Source organism: Quadrisphaera sp. DVD1, assembly GCF_058932755.1.
Genome location: NZ_JBZYWI010000001.1, coordinates 48,562 through 69,156, shown reverse-complemented (window position 1 = coordinate 69,156; position 20,595 = coordinate 48,562). Strand labels below are relative to the sequence as shown.

18 protein-coding genes and 1 pseudogene are annotated in these 20,595 nt (G+C 75.8%); 8 read left to right on the top strand and 11 right to left on the bottom strand.

From position 1 onward, the window contains the following. A pseudogene (locus AC5FZL_RS00330) lies at positions 1-1,370 on the top strand (TPM domain-containing protein); the annotation flags it as partial. 39 nt (positions 1,371-1,409) lie between these two features. Here AC5FZL_RS00330 and AC5FZL_RS00325 read toward each other — a convergent pair. The 3 genes from AC5FZL_RS00325 to AC5FZL_RS00315 form a co-directional block, all read right to left on the bottom strand. After that, positions 1,410-2,261 carry an ABC transporter permease gene (locus AC5FZL_RS00325; protein ID WP_493616561.1) on the bottom strand — a complete coding sequence of 284 codons (852 nt, stop codon included), beginning with the start codon at positions 2,259-2,261 and terminating at the stop codon, positions 1,410-1,412. Continuing rightward, the gene (locus AC5FZL_RS00320) at positions 2,258-3,265 is read right to left on the bottom strand and encodes an ATP-binding cassette domain-containing protein (RefSeq protein WP_493616560.1); all 1,008 of its coding nucleotides are present in this window, start codon (positions 3,263-3,265) and stop codon (positions 2,258-2,260) included. The genes AC5FZL_RS00325 and AC5FZL_RS00320 overlap by 4 nt, the downstream gene beginning before the upstream one ends. A 364-nt stretch (positions 3,266-3,629) precedes the next feature. After that, on the bottom strand, positions 3,630-4,640 hold the full coding sequence (locus tag AC5FZL_RS00315; RefSeq protein WP_493616559.1) for a sigma-70 family RNA polymerase sigma factor: 1,011 nt from the start codon (positions 4,638-4,640) through the stop codon (positions 3,630-3,632). 229 nt (positions 4,641-4,869) lie between these two features. On the opposite strand from AC5FZL_RS00315, the gene AC5FZL_RS00310 reads away from it, so the two are divergent. Continuing rightward, positions 4,870-5,592 carry a PspA/IM30 family protein gene (locus tag AC5FZL_RS00310; protein ID WP_493616558.1) on the top strand — a complete coding sequence of 241 codons (723 nt, stop codon included), beginning with the start codon at positions 4,870-4,872 and terminating at the stop codon, positions 5,590-5,592. A 36-nt stretch (positions 5,593-5,628) separates the two neighbouring features. Here AC5FZL_RS00310 and AC5FZL_RS00305 read toward each other — a convergent pair whose 3' ends face one another. After that, positions 5,629-6,429 carry an SDR family oxidoreductase gene (locus tag AC5FZL_RS00305; protein ID WP_493616557.1) on the bottom strand — a complete coding sequence of 267 codons (801 nt, stop codon included), beginning with the start codon at positions 6,427-6,429 and terminating at the stop codon, positions 5,629-5,631. A 123-nt stretch (positions 6,430-6,552) separates the two neighbouring features. Between AC5FZL_RS00305 and AC5FZL_RS00300 the strand changes: the two genes are divergently transcribed. From AC5FZL_RS00300 to AC5FZL_RS00290, 3 genes are read left to right on the top strand one after another with little or no spacing between them, the layout of a single operon-like run. After that, positions 6,553-8,247: a DUF885 domain-containing protein gene (locus AC5FZL_RS00300; protein ID WP_493616556.1), complete on the top strand. Its 1,695-nt coding sequence runs from the start codon at positions 6,553-6,555 to the stop codon at positions 8,245-8,247. Next, on the top strand, positions 8,240-8,701 hold the full coding sequence (locus AC5FZL_RS00295) for a GNAT family N-acetyltransferase (protein ID WP_493616555.1): 462 nt from the start codon (positions 8,240-8,242) through the stop codon (positions 8,699-8,701). Before AC5FZL_RS00300 ends, AC5FZL_RS00295 begins: the two co-directional genes overlap by 8 nt. 10 nt (positions 8,702-8,711) lie before the next feature. Continuing rightward, positions 8,712-9,356, top strand: a complete 645-nt coding sequence (locus AC5FZL_RS00290; protein WP_493616554.1) for a Maf family protein — start codon at positions 8,712-8,714, stop codon at positions 9,354-9,356. Between the two features lie 102 nt (positions 9,357-9,458). Here AC5FZL_RS00290 and AC5FZL_RS00285 read toward each other — a convergent pair whose 3' ends face one another. From AC5FZL_RS00285 to AC5FZL_RS00265, 5 genes are read right to left on the bottom strand one after another with little or no spacing between them, the layout of a single operon-like run. After that, positions 9,459-10,352 carry an SDR family oxidoreductase gene (locus tag AC5FZL_RS00285; protein WP_493616553.1) on the bottom strand — a complete coding sequence of 298 codons (894 nt, stop codon included), beginning with the start codon at positions 10,350-10,352 and terminating at the stop codon, positions 9,459-9,461. Between the two features lie 9 nt (positions 10,353-10,361). Then, positions 10,362-10,931: a GNAT family N-acetyltransferase gene (locus AC5FZL_RS00280; protein ID WP_493616552.1), complete on the bottom strand. Its 570-nt coding sequence runs from the start codon at positions 10,929-10,931 to the stop codon at positions 10,362-10,364. A 1-nt stretch (position 10,932) separates the two neighbouring features. Next, complete coding sequence (gene aceB / locus AC5FZL_RS00275) at positions 10,933-12,543, bottom strand: malate synthase A (protein WP_493616551.1); 1,611 nt, start codon at positions 12,541-12,543, stop codon at positions 10,933-10,935. 57 nt (positions 12,544-12,600) lie between these two features. Next, complete coding sequence (locus AC5FZL_RS00270) at positions 12,601-12,759, bottom strand: MFS transporter small subunit (RefSeq protein ID WP_493616550.1); 159 nt, start codon at positions 12,757-12,759, stop codon at positions 12,601-12,603. Then, on the bottom strand, positions 12,756-14,144 hold the full coding sequence (locus AC5FZL_RS00265; protein WP_493616549.1) for an L-lactate MFS transporter: 1,389 nt from the start codon (positions 14,142-14,144) through the stop codon (positions 12,756-12,758). The genes AC5FZL_RS00270 and AC5FZL_RS00265 overlap by 4 nt, the downstream gene beginning before the upstream one ends. Positions 14,145-14,336: 192 nt before the next feature. Here AC5FZL_RS00265 and AC5FZL_RS00260 point away from each other — a divergent pair, with 192 nt between their 5' ends. Next, on the top strand, positions 14,337-16,112 hold the full coding sequence (locus AC5FZL_RS00260) for an acetyl/propionyl/methylcrotonyl-CoA carboxylase subunit alpha (RefSeq protein ID WP_493616565.1): 1,776 nt from the start codon (positions 14,337-14,339) through the stop codon (positions 16,110-16,112). Between the two features lie 239 nt (positions 16,113-16,351). Next, positions 16,352-17,236, top strand: coding sequence for an endonuclease domain-containing protein (locus AC5FZL_RS00255; protein ID WP_493616548.1), 885 nt, complete (start codon positions 16,352-16,354; stop codon positions 17,234-17,236). A 132-nt stretch (positions 17,237-17,368) separates the two neighbouring features. Here the strand turns inward: AC5FZL_RS00255 and AC5FZL_RS00250 are convergent, their stop codons facing one another. Beyond that, positions 17,369-18,784: an NAD(P)H-quinone dehydrogenase gene (locus tag AC5FZL_RS00250; protein ID WP_493616547.1), complete on the bottom strand. Its 1,416-nt coding sequence runs from the start codon at positions 18,782-18,784 to the stop codon at positions 17,369-17,371. Between the two features lie 88 nt (positions 18,785-18,872). Here AC5FZL_RS00250 and AC5FZL_RS00245 point away from each other — a divergent pair, with 88 nt between their 5' ends. After that, complete coding sequence (locus AC5FZL_RS00245; RefSeq protein WP_493616546.1) at positions 18,873-19,322, top strand: gamma-glutamylcyclotransferase; 450 nt, start codon at positions 18,873-18,875, stop codon at positions 19,320-19,322. Here the strand turns inward: AC5FZL_RS00245 and AC5FZL_RS00240 are convergent. After that, the gene (locus tag AC5FZL_RS00240; protein ID WP_493616545.1) at positions 19,277-20,584 is read right to left on the bottom strand and encodes a DUF418 domain-containing protein; all 1,308 of its coding nucleotides are present in this window, start codon (positions 20,582-20,584) and stop codon (positions 19,277-19,279) included. The two genes, AC5FZL_RS00245 and AC5FZL_RS00240, sit on opposite strands and share 46 nt — an antisense overlap. Positions 20,585-20,595: the final 11 nt, after the last annotated feature.

Genomic DNA, 20,595 nt, shown 5'->3' with positions numbered 1-20,595 from the left:
GGGCCGACGCGGGCCTCGTCGCCGTCGACGACGCCCTCGAGCGCTCCACCCAGGAGCTCGGGTTCGCCCGGGCGCAGTTCGGCGACGAGGCGGCCGGGCCCTTCGAGCAGGCCCTGGCCAGCGCCCGCGCCGACCTGGGCGCGGCCTTCGCCGCGCGCCGCCGGGCCGACGAGGTCGACGTGCCCGAGCCGCAGCGCCGCGCGCTGCTGGAGGAGGTGCTGCAGCGGTGCACCGCCGCCGACGCGGCCCTCGACGCCCAGGCGGAGGCCTTCTCGCGGCTGCGCGACGTCGAGCGCACGCTGCCGCAGGTGCTGCCCCAGCTGGCCGAGCAGCACGCGGCCCTCGTGGCGCGGCTGGCCTCCGAGCGCGCGCGCCTCGAGACCCTCGGCAGCCGCTACGCCCCCTCGGCGCTGGTCAGCGTCCGCGGCAGCGCCGACCAGGCCGAGCAGCTGCTGACCTTCGCCGCCGAGGAGCTGGGCCAGGCCCGCGACGAGCAGGCCTCCGGCGCCACCGGCGAGGCCACGGTCAGCGCGCAGGCGGCCCGCGGCGCGCTGGCGCAGGTGCAGGCGCTGCTGGACGCCGTCCCGCGCCTGGAGTCCGACCTCGCCGACGCGGCCTCGCGCCTGGCCACCGCCCGCGCCGACACCGAGGAGGACCTGGCCGAGGCCCGCGGCCTGTCCCGCGCCGGGGGCGGCACGCCGGAGCTGGCCGGGCTCGTGGCCCGCGCGGAGCAGGCCCTGGCGGCCGCCGACAGCGCGGGCGGGCGCGACCCGCTGACCGCCGTCCGCCGCCTGGAGGAGGCCGACGTCGCCCTCGACCGCGCCCTCGCCTCCGTGCGGGAGCAGTCCGTGCGCGCCGAGCGGGCCCGGGCCGCGCTGCGGCAGGCGCTGCCGGCCGCGCGCGCGGAGGTGGCCGCGGCCACCTCGTACCTGCGCACCCGGCGCGGAGCCGTGGGCAGCAGCGCCAGGACGCACCTGGCGCAGGCCCGCGAGCTGCTCACCGACGCCGAGCAGTTCGCCGACGCCGACCCGGTGCGCGCCCTGGCCGCGGCCCAGCAGGCCGACGGCCTCGCCGAGGAGGCCCAGCGCGAGGCCGCCGAGGACGTCGACGGCTTCGGCGGCCCCGGGGGCTTCGGCGGCGGCGGGTACGGCGGCGGGTACGGCGGCGGCTACGGCGGACGCCGGGGCTACCGCTCCGGGGGCGGCCTGGAGGCCGCAGTGATCGGCGGCATCCTCGGCGGGATGCTCGGCGGCGGAGGCGGCGGCATCAGCATGGGTGGCGGTGGCTTCGGCGGCGGCGGGGGCGGCTTCGGCGGTGGAGGCGGCTTCGGCGGCAGCGGCGGCGGCTTCGGCGGTGGCGGCCGGTTCTGAGGCCCCCACCGCCCTGCCGGAGCCCCGCTGCCCCGCGGGTCAGCGCCGGCGGTAGCGCCGCATGGAGACCGGCCCGAACACCGCGACGAGGCCGGCGCTGACCGCCAGCACCACCGCGATGCTCCTCCCCGGCACCTGGCCGGCCATGAGGTCGCGCACGCTCGTCACCAGGTGCGACAGCGGGTTGACGTCGACGAAGGCCTGCAGCCAGCCCGGCATCGTGGCGGGGTCGACGAAGATGTTGCTGGCGAAGGTGAGCGGGAACAGCACCATCATGCTGATCCCCATCACGGCGTTCGGGGAGCGCACCGACAGGCCGACGAGGATCCAGACCCACGCCAGCGCGAACGAGAAGAGCAGCACGAGGGCGACGGCCGCCAGGACGCCGAGCACGCCGCCCGCGGGGCGGAAGCCGAGGACCACGCCGAGGACGACCACGACGGTCGAGGCCATCGCGAACCGGGCGACGTCGCCGAGCATGGCCCCCACGAGCGGCGAGGGCTGCCACACCGGCAGCGAGCGAAAGCGGTCGAACATGCCCTTGTCGATGTCGGTGGCGAGGGTCAGCCCCGTGTACATCGTGATGAACGCCGTGGTCTGCACGAGGATCCCCGGCAGGAGGAACTGCAGGTAGGCCCCGGTGGAGCCCGCCAGCGCCCCGCCGAAGAGGAACGTGAACATCAGCGTGAACATCACCGGGAACGCGGTGACGTCGAAGAGCTGCTCGGGCACGTGCTTGATCTTCAGCAGCGCGCGCCAGCCGAAGGTGAACGACGTCGCCACGGCGCCGGGGCGCGGCGGGCGCGGGCGCGAGGTCAGCGCGGTGCGCAGCGCCTCGGTCGAGGCCTCCCCCTCGGCGGTCCCCGCGGTGGCGGGCAGGGTCGTGGTCATGCGGCGCTCCCGGTGGTGGCGGTGTCGGCGGTGACGGCGTCTGAGCTGTCGGCGCCGGTGGGTCCGGCGGAGTGCCCGGTGAGGGCGAGGAAGACCTCGTCCAGGCTCGGCTGGCCGAGGGAGAAGCCCGCCACGCCCACTCCGGCCGCGCCGAGCTCCGCCAGGGCGCGCGCCACCGGCGCGGGGTCGGCGACCCGGGCGGTGAGCACGGCCGGGTCGGAGGCGACCTCCACCGGGGCCGAGAGCGCCGCAGCGAGCAGGGCGGCCGCGTCGGCGCGCTGGGCGGGGTCGAGGAGGCGCACGTGCAGCGCTCCGGTGCCCACCGAGGCCTTGAGCTGCCCGGAGGTGCCCTCGGCGATCACCCGGCCGGTGTCGATGACCGCGATCCGGTCGGCGAGCTGGTCGGCCTCGTCGAGGTACTGGGTGGTCAGCAGCACGGTCGTGCCCTGCGCCACGAGCGCCCGGACGATGTCCCAGACCTGGTTGCGGCTGCGCGGGTCCAGGCCCGTGGTGGGCTCGTCGAGGAAGATGAGGTCGGGGGTCACGACGAGGCTCGCGGCGATGTCGATGCGCCGCCGCATGCCGCCGGAGTAGCGCTTCACCTGCCGTCCCGCGGCGTCGGAGAGCCCGAACGCGCTGAGCAGCTCGGCGGTCCGGTCGCGCGCCGCGGCCCGCGAGTGCCCGAAGAGCCGGGCCAGCAGCACGAGGTTCTCCGCGCCGGTGAGGTCCTCGTCGACGGACGCGAACTGACCGGTCAGGGCCACCCGGCTGCGCACGCGGTCCGCCTCGCGGACGACGTCGTGCCCCAGCACCAGCGCCTGCCCGGCGTCGGGGCGCAGCAGCGTCGCGAGCATCCGGATGGTCGTCGTCTTGCCCGCCCCGTTGGGGCCCAGCACCCCGAAGACGGACCCCTGCGGGACGGCGAGGTCGACGCCGTCCACGGCCCGGGTCGTGCCGAAGCTCTTGACCAGGCCGGACGCCTCGATCGCCAGGGTCGCTGCCACAGCGCCTCCTCTCGACGAGCGGCCCGCGCGGGACGCTCCCAGGGGTCGACGCCTCCGGGGACCGGGACTCATCGGTCTCTGCCCCGCACCCCTGCGATGAGTCGGCGGCGCCGCGGGCGTCTGCCGTGCGACCCGCCCCCTGGAGGCCGCCATGACCCGACCCTTCGAGGTCGCCGACGCCAGCGCGATGCCCGCCGACCTCGCCACGGTCGGCGTCCTGGCGCGCCGGCAGCTGGCAGCGCGCCGGCGCGGCGTCGGCCTGCGGGTGCAGGGCGCCAGCCCGCGCCTGCGGGAGCTGCTCGTGCTGGTCGGCCTCGACGCCGTGCTCCTGGGACCGCCGGACGCCCAGGAGGACGGGCCGGGGTCAGTCGAGGTGGTCGGGGAGGCCGAAGTGGGCGAAGAGGGCCGGGCCCACGAAGTTCGTGATGCTCGCGACCTTGCCGTCGCGCACGCCGAGGACGTGGATCGCCCACGGCTCCCGCCGGGTGCCGACGCCGGTGGGCTTGTACTGCGCGAGGGCCGGTGACCCGTTCGCGCTCACCCGCAGCACCCGTGACCCGCGGCAGGCCGCGCCGGGCCCGAGGTGCCAGGCCGCGATGTCCGCCGGACCCCGCAGCCACAGGGCGAACGGCGGCATGCTCTGCGTGGCGTCCTCGTGCAGCAGGGCCACCAGCGCCGTCATGTCGTAGGCCTCGAACGCCGCCACGTAGCGCTCCAGCAGGGCGGCGTGCTCGGGGTCGAGCGCGTCGAGGTCGTCGCCGCGGTCGCTCAGGGACAGCGCGCCCAGGGTGGCGCGGGCGCGCTGCAGGGCGCTGTTGACCGCCGGGACGGACGTGTCGAGCAGCTCGGCGACCTCGTCGGCGTGCCAGCGCAGCACCTCGCGCAGGATGAGCACCGCGCGCTGGCGGGGCGGCAGGTGCTGCAGCGCCGCCACGAAGGCGAGGCGCACCGACTCGCGGGCCACCGCGACCTCCGCGGGGTCGCCCGTCTCGGGCATGACCCGGCCGTCCGGGACCGGCTGCAGCCAGGTCTGCTCGGCCAGCGGCTCGCCCAGGGAGGACTGCACGGGCGGGGACGCCGTGGGCGAGAGGTCGACCGGCAGGGCCCGCCGCCGCGTGCCGTCGAGGGCGTCGAAGCACACGTTGGTGGCGATCCGGTACAGCCACGAGCGCAGGCTGGCGCGCCCGTCGAAGCGGTCGAGCGCCCGCCAGGCCCGCACCATCGTCTCCTGCACCGCGTCGTCGGCGTCGAAGCCGGACCCGAGCATCCGGTAGCAGTAGCCGGTGAGCTCGCGGCGGTGGTCCTCGAGCTGCTCGGGCCGCGCGCGGCTCTGGCCCGGCACCTGCTGAGCCGTCGCCGTCGTCGTCGTCGACACGGCACTGCTGGTCGTGGGAACCGCCACCGCACACCTCCGCTGGGAGCCTGCCGACGATCCTGGCAGCGCCCGCTCGTCCGATCAAGTGTTCGAGCGCACGAGATCCCGGAGCCGCAGGGCCGCCCGCGGGGCCGCCGCTGTGGCGGCCGACCCGGCGCCGGGCCATGCTGGGGTGAGGCACGACCACGGCCCGCGAGGGCACGAGCACGTCGAGACGAGGAGCGGACACATGGCGCAGCAGTCGCTGCTGGGGCGGATCGGTCAGCTGGCGCGGGCGAACCTCAACGCCCTCCTGGACTCCGCCGAGGACCCGCAGAAGATGCTGGACCAGATGGTGCGCGACTACACGCAGGCCATCCGCGAGGCCGAGGCGTCGGTCGCGCAGACCATCGGCGACCTGCGGCTGCTCGAGGAGGACCACACCGAGGCGCAGGCCACCGCGCGCGAGTGGGGCTCCAAGGCCGTCGCCGCGAGCCGCAAGGCCGACTCCCTGCGCGCCGAGGGCAACGCCACCGAGGCCGACCGCTTCGACAACCTCGCCAAGATCGCCCTGCAGCGCCAGATCGCCGAGGAGCAGCAGGCGAAGGGCTTCGAGCCGCAGATCGCCTCGCGCACCGAGGTCGTCGACAAGCTCAAGAAGGGCCTGGAGGGCATGCGCTCCAAGCTCGAGGACCTCAAGGGCAAGCGCAACGAGCTCGTCGCCCGCAACCGCATGGTCCAGGCGCAGAGCCGCGTGCAGGACGCCGTCGGCGCCCTCGACCTCATGGACCCGACGAGCGAGGTCGCCCGGTTCGAGGACAAGGTGCGCCGCGAGGAGGCGCGCGTGCGCGGCCAGGAGGAGCTCGCCGCCTCCAGCCTCGACGCGCAGTTCGAGGCGCTGGAGTCCGAGGGCGACGACGTCGAGGTCGAGCTGCGCCTCGCGGCCCTGAAGTCGGGCACCTCGACCCCCTGACCCACCGCGCCACCCGCCGGGGGCGGGGCCGGCCGCTCAGCGGCTGGCCCCGCCCCCGCGTCCTCCGCCGGCCAGCCCCCCGCCCTCGGAGAGCCACGCCTCGAGCAGCCAGTCGTCGAACGTCGTGGGCGCCAGTCGCGCGTCCGGCGCCGGCAGCAGCACCTCGCCGGCCACCTCGGGGCCGTACGGGACGCCGCGCCAGCTCGGCACCAGGTCCAGCACCTGGCCGCGGGCGGCGAGGGCGCGCCGCGCCATGTCGACCAGGTCCTCCGTGCGCGGGCCCGCCAGGTCGCGCGCCCGCCCTCGCGGCGGGCCCGCCACGAGCTCCGCCAGCACGAGGGCGAGGTCGGCGACGGCGACCGGCTGCAGCAGCAGCGGCGGCACCCTCGCGCGGTCGCCCTCCCGGGCCCAGCCCACGGCGTCCGCGGCGACGTCGTGCACGTGGGTCGTCCGCAGGACCGTGACCGGCGCACCGCTGCGCAGCGCCCGCTCCTCCTGCGCCCGCTTGCCGGCCCACAGCGGCGGCCCCGCCGCCCGGTCGACCCCCACCAGGGAGAGCAGCACGTGGTGGCGCACGCCCGCGCGCCTGCCTGCGCTGGTCAGCCGGTCGCTCGCGGCAGCGGCGGACCGCTCGGCCTCGCGCGCGGAGCGGTCGGGGCCGGCGGTGAGGTCCACGACGGCGTCCACGCCGCGCAGGGCGCCGTCCAGCCCCTGCCCGGTGACGACGTCGACCCCCTGCGAGCGCGCGATCACCACGACGCCGTGCCCGGCGCGGCGCAGCGCCTCCACCAGCGGACGTCCCACCCTGCCGGTGCCCCCGGCCACGGCGACGCGCATGCCCACCTCCAGATCGCCCAGCCCTGCGTCCCACTCTGGCCCGAACCCGCGGGCCTGTCAGGACGTGGGCGGTCCGCGCACCGTCGTCGTCCTGGCACCCGCCGCCGTCCTAGGGTGCGGGCCGTGAGCAGCGACGCGCCCGCAGGTCCCCGCACCCCCACCGCCCTCGACGCGCTGGCCGACGCCCTCGTCGACGAGGTGTGCGCGCTCGACCCGTACGAGGCCACCTACCTCGGCGTGCGCGGGCACGACGACCAGGTCGCCGACCTCTCCCCCGAGGGCCTGGCGGCGCGCACCGACCTCGACCGGCGCACCCTGCGCGCCCTGGACGACGTCGAGGTGGCCGACGAGGTGGACCGGGTGACCCTCGCCGCGATGCGCGAGCGCCTGGGCCTGTCGGTGGCGGTCGCCGACGCTGGGCTCGACCTCGGGTCGCTCAACGTCATCGCCAGCCCGCTGCAGGGCGCGCAGGAGGTCTTCGACCTCATGGCGACCGACACGGCCGAGGACTGGGCCACGATCGCCGCGCGCCTGCGCCGCACCGGGGAGGCGCTGGCCGGCTACGAGCGCTCGCTGCGCGCCTCGGTGGACGCCGGCACCGCGCCGGCCCGCCGGCAGGTGGAGGCGTGCGCGGCCCAGGCGGAGGCCTTCGCCGACGCCGAGCACGGCGTCTTCGCCACCCTGCTCGCCGGGGCCCGCCCCGACGGCGCCCCGCCGACCGGCGCGCTGGAGGCCGAGCTGCGCGCCGGCGCCGAGGCCGCGGCGAGCGCCTACGGCGACCTGGCCCGCTTCCTGCGCGAGGACCTCCTCCCGCTGGCCCGCACGCAGGACGCCGTCGGCCGCGACGCCTACGCGCTGCTCTCGCGCACGTTCCTCGGCGCCGAGGTGGACCTGGAGGAGACCTACGCCTGGGGGCTGGCCGAGGTCGCGCGGATCGAGGCGGAGATGGCCGAGGTCGCCCAGGCGGTGCGCCCCGGCGCGAGCGCGGCGGAGGCGATCGCCGTCCTCGAGGCCGACCCCGCCCGGCAGGTGCACGGCACCGACGCGCTGCAGGCGTGGATGCAGGCGCTGTCGGACAGCGCCCTGAGCACCCTGGCCGGCACGCACTTCGACGTCCCCGAGCCGGTGCGCCGCCTGGAGTGCCGCATCGCCCCGACGAGCTCGGGCGGGATCTACTACACCGGCCCCAGCGAGGACTTCTCCCGCCCGGGCCGGATGTGGTGGTCGGTGCCCCCGGGCGTGACGAGCTTCGCCACCTGGCGCGAGCGCACGACGGTGTTCCACGAGGGGGTGCCGGGCCACCACCTGCAGGTCGGCCAGACGCTCTACCGCAGCGAGCTGCTCAACCGCTGGCGCCGGATGCTGTGCTGGGTCTCCGGGCACGGCGAGGGCTGGGCGCTGTACGCCGAGCGGCTCATGGCCGACCTCGGCTGGCAGGACGACCCGGGCGACCGGATGGGCATGCTCGACAGCTCGCTGTTCCGCGCGGCGCGCGTGGTCGTCGACATCGGCACGCACTGCGGCCTGCCGGCGCCGGCCGAGCTCGGGGGTGGGGTGTGGGACGCCGACAAGATGTGGACGTACCTGCGCACCCACACCTTCCAGCAGGAGGACTTCCTGCGCTTCGAGCACCAGCGCTACCTGGGCTGGCCCGGCCAGGCGCCGTCGTACAAGGTCGGCGAGCGGCTGTGGCTGGAGCTGCGCGAGGAGGTCCGCGCCCGCGAGGGCAGCGCCTTCGACCTGGCCGCCTTCCACCACCGCGCCCTCGACGTCGGGTCGCTGGGCCTAAACGTGCTGCGCGGAGCCCTCGTTGGCTGAGCTGCGGATCGAGGCCGTGCCGGTGGCCTCGCCGGAGGCGGTGGCGCTGCGGCGGGCCTACGCCGAGGAGGTGGGCGCCCTGCTGCAGACCCGCTTCGAGCTTCACGCCGACAGCGACGCGGACCTCGCCCCGCCCGCGGGCGCGTTCTGGCTGGCCCGGCTGGACGGCGCCGCGGTGGGCTGCCTGGGCGCGCGCGACCTCCGCGGGGGCGACGTCGAGCTCAAGCGGCTGTTCACCGCGCCGGCCGCGCGCGGGCACGGCGCGGCCCGCGCGCTCATGGCCGCGGCCGAGGCGTGGGCCCGGGCCCGCGGGGCGCAGCGGCTGGTGCTCGACACCCGCTCGGAGCTGACCGCGGCCTGCGCGCTGTACCCCCGCCTGGGCTTCGACGCGGTCGAGGCCTACAACCCCGGGGCCACCCCGGCCGACCGGTGGTTCGCGAAGGCGCTGGGCTAGCGTCCCCGCCGTGACGACCACGCTGCTGCTCGCCTCCGCCTCCCCCGCCCGCCTGGCCACGCTGCGCGCCGCCGGGCTGGCCCCGCTCGTGCTGGTCTCCGGCGTCGACGAGCCCGCCGAGGTCGCCCGCTACGGCGTCACGGACGCCGAGGACGTCGCCCTGGTCCTCGCCAAGGCCAAGGCCGAGGACGTCGCGGCGCGCTGGGAGGACCTGGAGGAGGCCCCCGAGGAGGGCGTGCTCGTGCTCGGCTGCGACTCGGTGCTGGAGCTGGACGGGCAGGTGCACGGCAAGCCCGCCGACGCCGCCGAGGCGACCGAGCGCTGGCGGGCCATGCGGGGCCGCTCCGGCGTCCTGCACACGGGGCACTGGCTGGTCGACGCCCGCGAGGCCGGCTCCGGGGCGACCCTGGGCGCCGTCGCCTCGACGACCGTGCACTTCGCCGACATCACGGACGCCGAGGTGGCGGCCTACGTGGCCACCGGCGAGCCGCTGCTCGTGGCGGGGGCCTTCACCCTCGACGGCCTGGGCGGGGCGTTCGTGCGCGGCGTCGAGGGCGACCCTCACTCGGTGGTCGGCGTGAGCCTGCCGCTGCTGCGCGACCTCGTCGGCGAGGCCGGCGTGGCCTGGACCGACCTGTGGGCGCCCGCCTCCTGACCCGCTCGAGGCCCGGAGCGCCTCCACCCCGCCCGCCCAGAACGGGGCGAACGGGGTGAAGGGCGGAGTGAGGTCGAAGGTTCGCCCGTCCCCCTGCGGGGGTCAGGGGGTCGGCATGCCGCCCGTGACGGCCAGGGTCTCGCCGACGACGTAGCTGGCCTCCTGGCTGGCCAGGAAGACGTACGGGCCGGCGAGCTCGGCGGGCTGACCCGGGCGGCCCAGCGGGGTGCTGCCGCCGAAGCTCTCCAGCGCCTCCGGCGGCTGGCCGCCGGCGGGCTGCAGCGGCGTCCAGATCGGGCCCGGCGCGACGGCGTTGACCCGGATGCCCTTCGGCGCCAGCTGCTGGCCCAGGCCCTTGGTGAAGTTGTTGATCGCGGCCTTGGTGCTGGCGTAGTCCACGAGGTTCGGGCTGGGCTCGTAGGCCTGGATCGAGGTCGTGTTGATGATCGAGCTGCCCGGGGGCATGTGCTCGACGGCGGCCTTGCACAGCCAGAACAGCGCGTAGACGTTGGTCTTGTACGTCGAGTCGAACTGCTCGGTCGTGATGTCGGCGATCGAGTCCTGGTTCTGCTGCTGGCCCGCGACGTTGACGAGCACGTCGAGGCCCCCGAGCTGCTCGACCGCCGTGGCGATGAGCTGCTGGCAGTAGGCCTCGTCCTTGAGGTCGCCGGGGGCGGCCACGGCCTTGCGGCCGGCCGCCTCGATGAGCGCCACGACCTCCTCGGCGTCCTCCTCCTCACCCGGGAGGAAGGAGAGCACGACGTCGGCCCCCTCGCGCGCGTAGGCGATGGCGACCGCGCGCCCGATGCCGCTGTCGGCGCCGGTGACGACCGCCCTGCGCCCGGTCAGCCGCCCGCTGCCGACGTAGGAGTCCTCGCCGTGGTCGGGCTTCGGGTCCATGTCCTCGGCGAGACCGGAGCCGTCCTGCTCCTGCACCTTGAAGGGGGGCCGGGGGTACTGGCTGGTCGGGTCCTGCATCGTGTGCTGGTCGCTCATGGCGGTGCCCTACCCCGCGGGGGACGCCACCACACCGTCGGGCCGGTCGGTGATCCGCTGGTGGAGCACGCAGTCCTGCCAGCGCCCGGCGATCCGCAGGTACGTCGGCGCCAGGCCGATCTCCGCGAAGCCGTTGCGGGCGAGCACCGCCCGGGACGCCGCGTTGTGCACGAGGGTGTCGGCCTGGAGGCGGTGCAGCCCGAGGTCGTCGAAGGCCCCGCGCACCACCTGCGCCACCGCGGCGCTGGCCACCCCGCGGCCGGTGTGGCCGGCGCCGACCCAGTAGCCCAGGTGCGCGGACTGGAAGGCGCCCCGCACGACGTCGTTGATGCTGATCCGCCCCACGACCGCCGACCCGGCGAGGATCACCAGGGGCACGCCGCGGCCCTCGGCGAAGCCCTCGAGCGAGGCGCGCAGGCCCTCGCGCTGGGCGGGCTCGGTGAAGAACTCCTCCGGTCGCTGCGGGTCCCAGGGCGCCAGGTGCTCGCGGCTGGCGCGCAGCAGCGCGGTGAGCTCCGCCGCGTCGTCCTCGGTGACCAGGCGCACCGCGACGCCGCCGGCGGCCGGACCGCTCGGCACGTCAGGGCATCCGCGCGTACGCGGGCAGGGTGAGGAAGTCCGGGAAGTCCTCGGCGAGGGCCACCTCGGTGAACAGGTCCCGCGCCTCGCGCCAGCGGCCGACCATGAAGGCCGTGTCGCCGACCTCCTCGGCGATCACCGCGACCTCCTCGGCGACCACGCGCTCGACCAGCCCCCGGGTCACCGTGCGGCCGTCGTCCAGCGCCGTGCCGGTGCGCAGCCACTGCCAGACCTGGCTGCGGGAGATCTCCGCGGTGGCGGCGTCCTCCATCAGCCCGCGGATGGCGACGGCACCGGACCCGCGCAGCCACGACTCGAGGTAGCGGATGCCGACGCTGACGTTCGTGCGCAGCCCCGCCTCGGTGACGGCCCCGGGGGTGGCGGCGACGTCGAGCAGCTGCGCGGCGGTGACCGCGACGTCCTCGCGGGTGCGCTCGAGCTGGTGGGGCCGGCTCCCCAGGACGGCGGTGAACGCCTCCTCGCACGTGGCGACCATGCCGGGGTGGGCGACCCAGGAGCCGTCGAAGCCGTCACCGGCCTCGCGGGCCTTGTCCTCGCGGACTCGTCCGAACGCCACCTCGTTCGCGGCGGCGTCGCGGCTGGGGACGAACGCCGACATGCCGCCGATGGCGTGCGCGCCCCGGCGGTGGCAGGTGCTGACGAGCAGCTCGGTGTAGGCGCGCAGGAACGGCACCGTCATCGTCACGGCGCCGCGGTCGGGCAGGACGAAGCCCTCGCCCCGGTCGCGGAAGGCCTTGATGATGCTGAAGACGTAGTCCCAGCGGCCGGCGTTCAGGCCCGCGGAGTGCTCGCGCAGCTCGTGGAGGACCTCCTCCATCTCGAAGGCGGCCCAGATCGTCTCGATGAGCACGGTCGCGCGGATCGTGCCGCGGGCCATCCCCACGTGCTCCTGCGCCAGGACGAAGGCGTCGTTCCACAGCCGCGCCTCGAGGGCGCTCTCGAGCTTGGGCAGGTAGAAGTACGGCCCGAGGCCGCGCGCCACCTGGGCGGCGCCGCAGGCGCAGAGGTACAGGGCGAAGTCGACGAAGGAGCCGGAGACGACCTCGCCGTCGACGAGCACGTGCTTCTCCGGCAGGTGCAGGCCGCGGGGGCGGACGACGATCGTCGCCAGCTCGGCGTCCGGGCGCAGCCGGTACTCCTTGCCCTGCTCGGACGTGAAGTCGATCGTGCGGCTCACGGCGTCGAGCAGGGCCACCTGGCCGCCGATGACGTTCTCCCACGCGGGGGTGTTCGCGTCCTCCAGGTCGGCCAGCCACACCCGGGCGCCGGAGTTCAGCGCGTTGACGGTCATCTTGCGGTCGGTCGGCCCGGTGATCTCCACCCGGCGGTCGACCAGGCCGGGAGCGGGCTCGGCGACCCGCCACGTCGGGTCCTCGCGCACGGACGCCGTCCCGGGGTCGAAGCCGAGCTCCTCCCCCGCGGCCAGGGCCTCGCGCCGCCGGCCCCGGCGGGCGAGCAGCTCGTGGCGGCGGCCGTCGAGGGAGCGGTGCAGCAGCGCCACCAGCTCGAGCGCCTGGGGGGTGAGGACGCGCTCGGCGCCCTCGACCGCCTCACCGAGGACCTGCACGCCCGGGACGCCAGCGCTCACCATGCGGCGAACGCTAGCGCCCCGGGCGCGGGGAGCAGGGCGGTTCCTCAGGTGGCGCAGTCAGCTGAAGAGCTGCGCCGCCTTGATGGCGGTCTGGGTCACGCCGTAGACGAGGCCGCCCCCGACGATCACCCAGAGGACGACGGCCGCGCCCTTGGCCGCCGCGCCCCCGCCGCCGGCGCCGTCGGCGGTGCTGCTCTGCTGGACCGAGTGGCTCATCGGGTGCTCCTCGCGGTGCCGGAGGTGGTCAGGTCGGCCCGCTCAGGGGCGCCGCCGTCGTTCGACGTCTTCTCGTGGAAGCGGGGGTCGACCGGGCGGACGAGGACGTTGGCGATGAAGCCCACGACCAGGACGCCGACCATGATCGACAGAGACAGGGTGTAGAGGTCGGAGCCGGTCACGCCGTCGGCCTCGCGCGCGTCGAGGATGCTGTTGACGATGAGCGGACCGGCCACGCCGGCGGCCGACCACGCGGTGAGCAGCCGACCGTGGATCGCGCCCACCTGGAAGCCGCCGAAGAGGTCCTTGAGGTAGGCCGGGATCGTGGCGAACCCGCCGCCGTAGAAGCTGATGATGATGCCGGTGAGGGCCACGAACAGCAGCGTCGACGACGTCCCGGCCAGCACCACGGTCAGGTACAGCAGGGCGCCGACGCCCAGGTAGACCATGTAGATGTTCTTGCGGCCGATGAGGTCGGAGGTCGAGGACCAGATGAAGCGCCCGGCCATGTTGCACAGCGACAGCACGCCGACGTAGCCCGCGGCCTCGCCGACGCTGAGGTCGGAGAAGAAGCCCTGGATCATCGGGGACGCCGCCTCGAGGATCCCGATGCCGGCGGTCACGTTGCAGAACAGCACCACCCACAGCAGCCAGAACTGCGGCGTCCGGATCGCGTTGGCCGCGGACACGTTGGCGTTGGTGCGCAGCGCCGAGGTGTGCTCGCTCGGCGTCCAGCCCGCGGGGCGCCAGTCGGCGGCGGGGACGCGGATCACCCAGGCGCCCAGGCTCATCACGACGGCGTAGATGACGGCCAGGGTGAGGAAGGTCGGCGCGACGGCGTCCGAGAGGGTGCTCTCGGGGTCCGCGGCGTAGCGGTTCATCAGCGACGTGGACAGCGGGCTGGCGATGAGAGCGCCGCCGCCGAAGCCCATGATCGCCAGGCCGGTGGCCAGGCCCGGGCGGTCCGGGAACCACTTGATGAGCGTGGAGACCGGGGAGATGTAGCCCAGGCCCAGGCCGATGCCGCCGATGATCCCGTAGCCCAGGTAGACCAGCCACAGCTGGTCGGTGGAGATGCCGAGGGAGCCGATGAGGAAGCCGCCGACCCAGCAGAGCATCGAGGCGACCATGGTCTTGCGCGGGCCGTTGCGCTCGACCCAGGTGCCGCCGAACGCCGCCGAGAGGCCGAGCATGACGATCGCGATGGAGAAGATCCAGCCGATCGCGGTGGCACTGGCGTCGAAGTGCTCCTGGAGCGGGATCTTGAAGACGCTGAAGGCGTACGCCTGGCCGATGCTCAGGTGCACGGCGAGCGCGGCCGGCGGGATCAGCCATCGGCTGTACCCGGCGGGCGCCACGGTGCGCTCGCGGTCGAGGAAGGACATGGGGGCAGAGCCTCCTGCGTCGATGGGGACTGTCGGGGCGTGTCTACTCCTGCGGGACCTCGATCACCACGCGGCGCACCGCACCTGTCCCACCCGGTGCAGCGTTACGCTCCCGTGGGCCCACTCCGGGGCCACGAGGAGGCGATCGGCGCAGTGGCAGGCTCAGCGGTGGACGTGACGAGCACCCGAGCGATCACCAAGGTCCTCATCGCGAACCGGGGCGAGATCGCCGTCCGGGTGGCGCGCGCGTGCCGCGACGCCGGGATCGCCTCGGTCGCCGTCTACGCCGACCCGGACCGGGACGCGCTGCACGTCACCGCCGCCGACGAGGCCCACGCCCTCGGCGGGGCGACCTCGGCCGAGAGCTACCTGCGCATCGACAAGCTGCTCGAGGTCGCCGCCCGCTCCGGCGCGGACGCCGTCCACCCCGGCTACGGCTTCCTCGCCGAGGACGCCGGCTTCGCCCGCGCGGTGCTCGACGCCGGCCTGGTCTGGATCGGCCCGCCGCCCTCGGCGATCGAGGCCCTGGGCGACAAGGTCGCGGCCCGGCACATCGCCGAGCGGGTCGGGGCGCCGCTGGTCGCCGGCACGTCGGACCCGGTCTCCGGCGCCGAGGAGGTGCTGGCCTTCGTCGACACCCACGGGCTGCCGGTGGCGATCAAGGCGGCCTTCGGCGGCGGCGGGCGCGGCATGCGCGTGGCGCGCACCCGCGAGGAGGTCACCGACCAGTACGAGTCGGCGGTCCGCGAGGCCGTGGCCGCGTTCGGGCGCGGGGAGTGCTTCGTCGAGCGCTACCTCGACCGGCCCCGGCACGTGGAGACCCAGTGCCTGGCCGACGCCCACGGCGGGGTCGTCGTCGTCTCCACCCGCGACTGCTCGCTGCAGCGCCGCCACCAGAAGCTCGTCGAGGAGGCGCCCGCGCCGTTCCTCACCCCCGCCCAGGAGGAGCAGCTGCGGACGTCGTCCGCGGCGATCCTGCGCGAGGCCGGGTACGTCGGGGCGGGCACCTGCGAGTTCCTCGTGGCCGGCGACGGCACCGTGTCCTTCCTCGAGGTCAACACGCGCCTGCAGGTCGAGCACCCGGTGACCGAGGAGGTCACCGGCATCGACCTCGTCCGCGAGCAGCTGCGGATCGCCGCCGGGGAGCCGCTGGGCTACTCCGAGGTGCCGGTGCGCGGGCACAGCATCGAGTTCCGGATCAACGGCGAGGACGCCGGGCGCGGGTTCCTGCCCTCCCCCGGACCGGTCACCGTCTTCTCCCCGCCCGGCGGCCCCGGCGTCCGGGTCGACTCCGGCGTGCGCTCGGGCGACGTCGTCTCCGGCGCCTTCGACTCGATGCTGGCCAAGCTCGTCGTCACCGGGGCCACCCGCGAGCAGGCGCTGCAGCGGGCGCGCCGGGCGCTGGCGGAGTTCCGGGTCGAGGGCATGCCGACCGTGCTGCCCTTCCACCGCCTCGTGGTGGAGGACCCGGCGTTCGCGCCGGCTCCGGGCGTGCCCTTCTCCGTGCACACCCGCTGGATCGAGACCGAGTGGGAGGGCAGCGTCGCCCCGTGGCAGGGCGCGGGCGCCGAGGAGACCACGACGGGCCACCCCCGCGAGCGCGTGGTGGTCGAGGTCGCCGGCAAGCGCCTGGAGGTCGTGCTGCCCTCCTGGCTGACCGAGGCCGGGCACACCGCGGCCGCCACCGTCACCCACGCCCGCAAGCAGCCGCGCCGGGCCCGCGGGGCGGCCGCTGCCGCAGCCGTGGGCGGCGACGCCCTCGTGGCGCCGATGCAGGGCACGCTCGTGAAGGTGGCGGTCTCCGAGGGGCAGTCCGTGCTGGCCGGCGACCTGGTCTGCGTCCTCGAGGCGATGAAGATGGAGCAGCCCCTGGTGGCGCACAAGGCCGGGGTCGTCACGGGACTCAAGGCCGAGGTGGGCGCCACGCTGACCTCCGGCGCCGTGATCTGCGAGCTCCGCACCCCCTGACCCCGGCGCGGCGTTCCCGTCCCCTCGCGCTTCCGCACTTCTCCGGAGGAGTGTCGTTCGGGCGCCCGTCCTCCCAGCACTTCTCCGGAGGAGTGCGCTTCGTGGCGCCCTCCTGTCCGCACTTCTCCGGAGAAGTGCGGCTGAGCACCCGCCGCCCACAGGAGCGCCCGGCGTCCCGGTGTCCACAGGGGCATCAGGCGGACGCCGACCGCGCCCCCGGACGCCCCAGGCTGCTCCGGGTGCCTCGCCGACCGTGGCCCGACCACCTGCCCGACGTCTTCCTCGGCTCAGCCGCGGTGGCCCAGGGGGTGCTCACGCCCGCGCAGCTGCGCAACCCGCGGCTCGCGCGCGTGCTGCAGGACGTCTACCGGCCCGCTCACGTCCCCCTCACCCACCCGCTCAAGTGCCGGGCCGCAGGCCTCGTGGCGCCCACCGGGGCGCGGCTGACCGGGCGCTCGCTGGCCACGGTGCTCGACGTGCCGCTGCTCGGGCCTGCTGACGACGTCGAGATGGTGGGGCCGGAGGGTGCGGCCGGCGACGGCGTTCGTGGGATCCGGCTGCGCGCGGCCTCGCGCGGGCCGCTCGGGTCCGCCACGTGGCGGGACGTCCCGATCGCGACGCCGGAGCGCCTGGCCTACGACCTGGCTGCGCGCTTCGACCTCGAGACCGCCGTGGGCCACCTCGACGCGGTCGCGCGCGCAGGCCTCGTGGACCTGGACGCCCTGACCGGATGGCTCCTCGACCGTCACGACGACGACGTGTGCCGGGTCCGCGAGGCCGTCGCCCTGGCCGACCCTCGCGCCGAGTCGCCACCGGAGTCGGTGTGCCGGGTGCGGCTCGTGCGCGCCGGCTTCGACGTGGTGCCGCAGCACCGCGTGCGGGACCACCGCGGCGTCGTGGCTCGGGTCGACCTGGCCCTGCTGGAGCTGCGGATCGCCATCGAGTACGAGGGCGCCTGGCACGCCGCCCTGGCGGACCAGCTCCACAAGGACCGCCAGCGGTTGAACCGGCTGCGTGAGGCCGGCTGGCTCGTCGTCTACGTCACCGCCGAGACGCTGCGCGAGCGCGGGGCCCTCGTGGACGCCGTGCGCCGGGCCGCCGCCCAGCGGACCCTCGCGTCCTGACGCGCTGCGAACCGCACTCCTCCGGAGGAGTGCGGTCCCCATGCGCCCTCGAACCGCACTCCTGCGGAGAAGTGCGGTGAGGGGCCCAACCGGAACAGCACTCCTCCGGAGAAGTGCGGAAGACGGCGGGGGTCAGCTGACGGCGGGGCTGATGTGCAGGCGGCGCGCGGCCTCGGCGATCGAGCCGGACAGCGAGGGGTAGACGGTGAACGCGTGCGCGACCTGGTCGACGGTGAGCCGGTGCTCCACCGCGAGCGCCACCGGGAAGATCAGCTCGCTGGCCCGCGGCGCCACCACGACGCCGCCGATCACGGTGCCGGACCCGGTGCGGCAGAACAGCTTCACGAAGCCGTCGTGGATGCCCTGCATCTTGGCCCGCGCGTTGCCGGCCAGGGGCAGCTTGACGACCTCGCCCTGCGCCTCGCCCGACTCGATCTGCGCCTGCGTCCAGCCGACCGTGGCGATCTCCGGGGCGGTGAAGACGTTGGCCGCCACGGTGCGCAGCTGCAGCGGCTGCACGGCGTCGCCGAGGGCGTGCCACATCGCGGTGCGGCCCTGCATGGCGGCCACCGAGGCCAGCTGCAGGACGCCGGTGCAGTCGCCGGCGGCGTAGACGCCCCGGGCGGAGGTGCGCGAGACCCGGTCGACCTGGATCTGCCCCGCCTCGTTGAGGGCCACCCCGGCCTCCTCGAGGCCGATCCCGGCCGTGTTCGGGATGGACCCGACGGCCATGAGGCAGTGCGAGCCCTCGACCGTGCGGCCGTCGGCCAGGGTGACCACGACGCCGTCCGCGGTGCGCCGCGCCGACTGCGCGCGCGAGCGCGACAGCACGGTCATGCCGCGGCGCTTGAAGACCTCCTCGATCACCTCGGCGGCGTCGGCGTCCTCCCCCGGCAGCACGCGGTCGCGGCTGGAGACGAGCACGACCTCCGCGCCCAGGGCGTCGTAGGCGCTGGCGAACTCGGCGCCCGTCACGCCCGAGCCGACCACGACGAGCCGCTCGGGCAGCTCGCGCAGGTGGTACAGCTGCGTCCAGGTGAGGATCCGCTCGCCGTCCGGCATCGCGTCGGGCAGCGTGCGCGGGGAGGAGCCGGTGGCCACGAGGACGACGTCGGCGGCGAGCTCCTCGCGGCTGCCGTCGGCGAGGTCGGCCACCACGCGGTCCGGGCCCTGCAGGCACCCGGTGCCCTCGAGGATCGTCACGCCCTCGGCCCGCAGCCGGGCCCCGATGTCGGTGGACTGCGCCTGCGCGAGGTCGCGCACCCGCTGGTTGACCCGGCCGAGGTCGACCGTGACGCCGTCCGCGCTGCCGTCGGGCGAGCCGGGGAAGCGCAGCCCGAGCTCGTCGGAGCCGTCGACCAGGGTCATCACCTCGGCGGTGGCGATGAGGGTCTTGGAGGGGACGACGTCGGTGAGGACGGTGGAGCCGCCCATGCCGGCGCGCTCCACGACCGTGACCGAGGCGCCGAGCTGGGCGGCGACCAGGGCGGCCTCGTAGCCGCCGGGGCCACCGCCGACCACGACGACGCGCGGGGACTCGCCGAGCACAGGGACCTCCGGGGGCCGTCGAGGGGGGACGCCCCCATTCTGCCTCCTGCCGACGACAGCGCGGGGGAGGTCAGTACGCTCGCCGCCCATGGCCCTGTACGCCGCCTACGCGAGCAACCTGCACCCGGAGCGGATGGCGAAGCGGGCACCCCACTCGCCGCTCCAGGGCACCGGCTGGCTGCGCGGCTGGCGCCTGACCTTCGGCGGCGAGGAGCGGGGCTGGGACGGCGCGCTGGCCACCCTCGTCGAGGACCCCGCCGAGCAGGTCTTCGTGGCGATCTACGACCTCACGGACGCCGACGCCGAGCAGCTCGACCAGTGGGAGGGGGTCGACATCGGCCTCTACACCAAGATCAAGGTGCGGGTCGCGACGCTCGACGGCGAGCAGGTGGCCTGGACCTACGCGCTCGACGCCTACGAGGGCGGGCTGCCCAGCGCCTTCTACCTCGGGATGCTGGCCGACGCCGCCGAGGGCGCCGGAGCGCCGGACGACTACGTCGCCGCGCTGCGCTCGCGGCCCTGCCGCTCCGCCGGCTGAGCCCGCCCGTACACCAGGCGCCGCAGCAGCTGCTCCGCTGGGCCGGGGCGACCGGCCCGGGCCAGCAGGACGGCCACCACCAGGCCGACGAGGTACACCCCGACGGCCACCGCGGCGGCGAGGGCCGTGCCGGCGCCGACGCCGAGCCCTCCGGCCCAGGGCGCCATCAGCGGCACGAGCAGCACGGACTGGAGCAGGTAGCAGGTCAGCGAGCGCTGCCCCACCGCGGCGAGCGCCCCGAGCACGCCACCCGGGCGGGCCGGCGCCCCCGCGCGCTGGCGCGCGGCCACCACCCAGGCGACGAGCGCCACGAAGGCGACGGCTCCGGCCAGGCCGGTCAGCGCGTGCAGCGCGCCGGCCAGCAGGCCGCTGACCCAGCCCACCTGCCACACCTGCAGGGAGGCCAGCACGAGCGGCAGGGAGCCCAGCACGCTCACCGCGAACCCGCCCACGGTCAGGGACCGCAGCAGGCGCAGGTGGTCCCCCGGCCGCTCCAGGACGCGGCGGCGCGCCAGCCAGAGGCCCACCGCGGCCGGGGGCAGCAGCGCCAGGACGACGACCGGCGACAGGAGGAGGTTGCCGAGCACCGCGACGGCGCGCTCGCCCAGGGCCCCCCACGGGCTGGTCGGGTCGAGCCCGAACGGGGCCGCGGACGAGCCTGCCAGCCCGGTGATCCCGTCGACCGCGCTGAGGCCGACGAAGAGGACGAGCGTCCCCCCGGCGCACGCGAGCAGGGCGCGGTCGCCGGCGCGCACGAGCAGCACCAGGGCCAGCCCCAGCACGCCGTAGGCCAGCAGCACGTCGCCGGTGAAGAGCAGCACGCCGTGCACGAGGCCGAAGGCGGCCAGCCAGGCACAGCGGCGCAGCAGCACCGCCCGCGCCGCCGGCCACGGGACGCCGAGCGCGGCCTGGCGGCGCAGGATCATCACCAGGCCGTAGGCGAAGAGCAGCGTGAACATGGGGAACGCCCGGTTGTCGACGAAGACCCCCACGAGGGCGTCGACCGCGCGGTCGGCGCCCGAGCCGTCCACCGGTCGGGCCGAGGGCCCCAGCTCGCGCCCCGAGAGGTGGCCGACGCTGTTGGCCAGCGCGATCCCGAGCAGGGCGAGGCCGCGGGCCAGGTCGGGGGCGAGGTCGCGCTCGCCGTCCCGCACGGGGCGGGGCGCCGGGACGGCCCCGGCAGCGGTCGGGACGGCCCGGGCGGCGGTCGGGACAGCGGACGGGGCGCTGGGGACGGCGGTGTCCGCAGCAGCAGGGCGCACGAGGGGCTCCA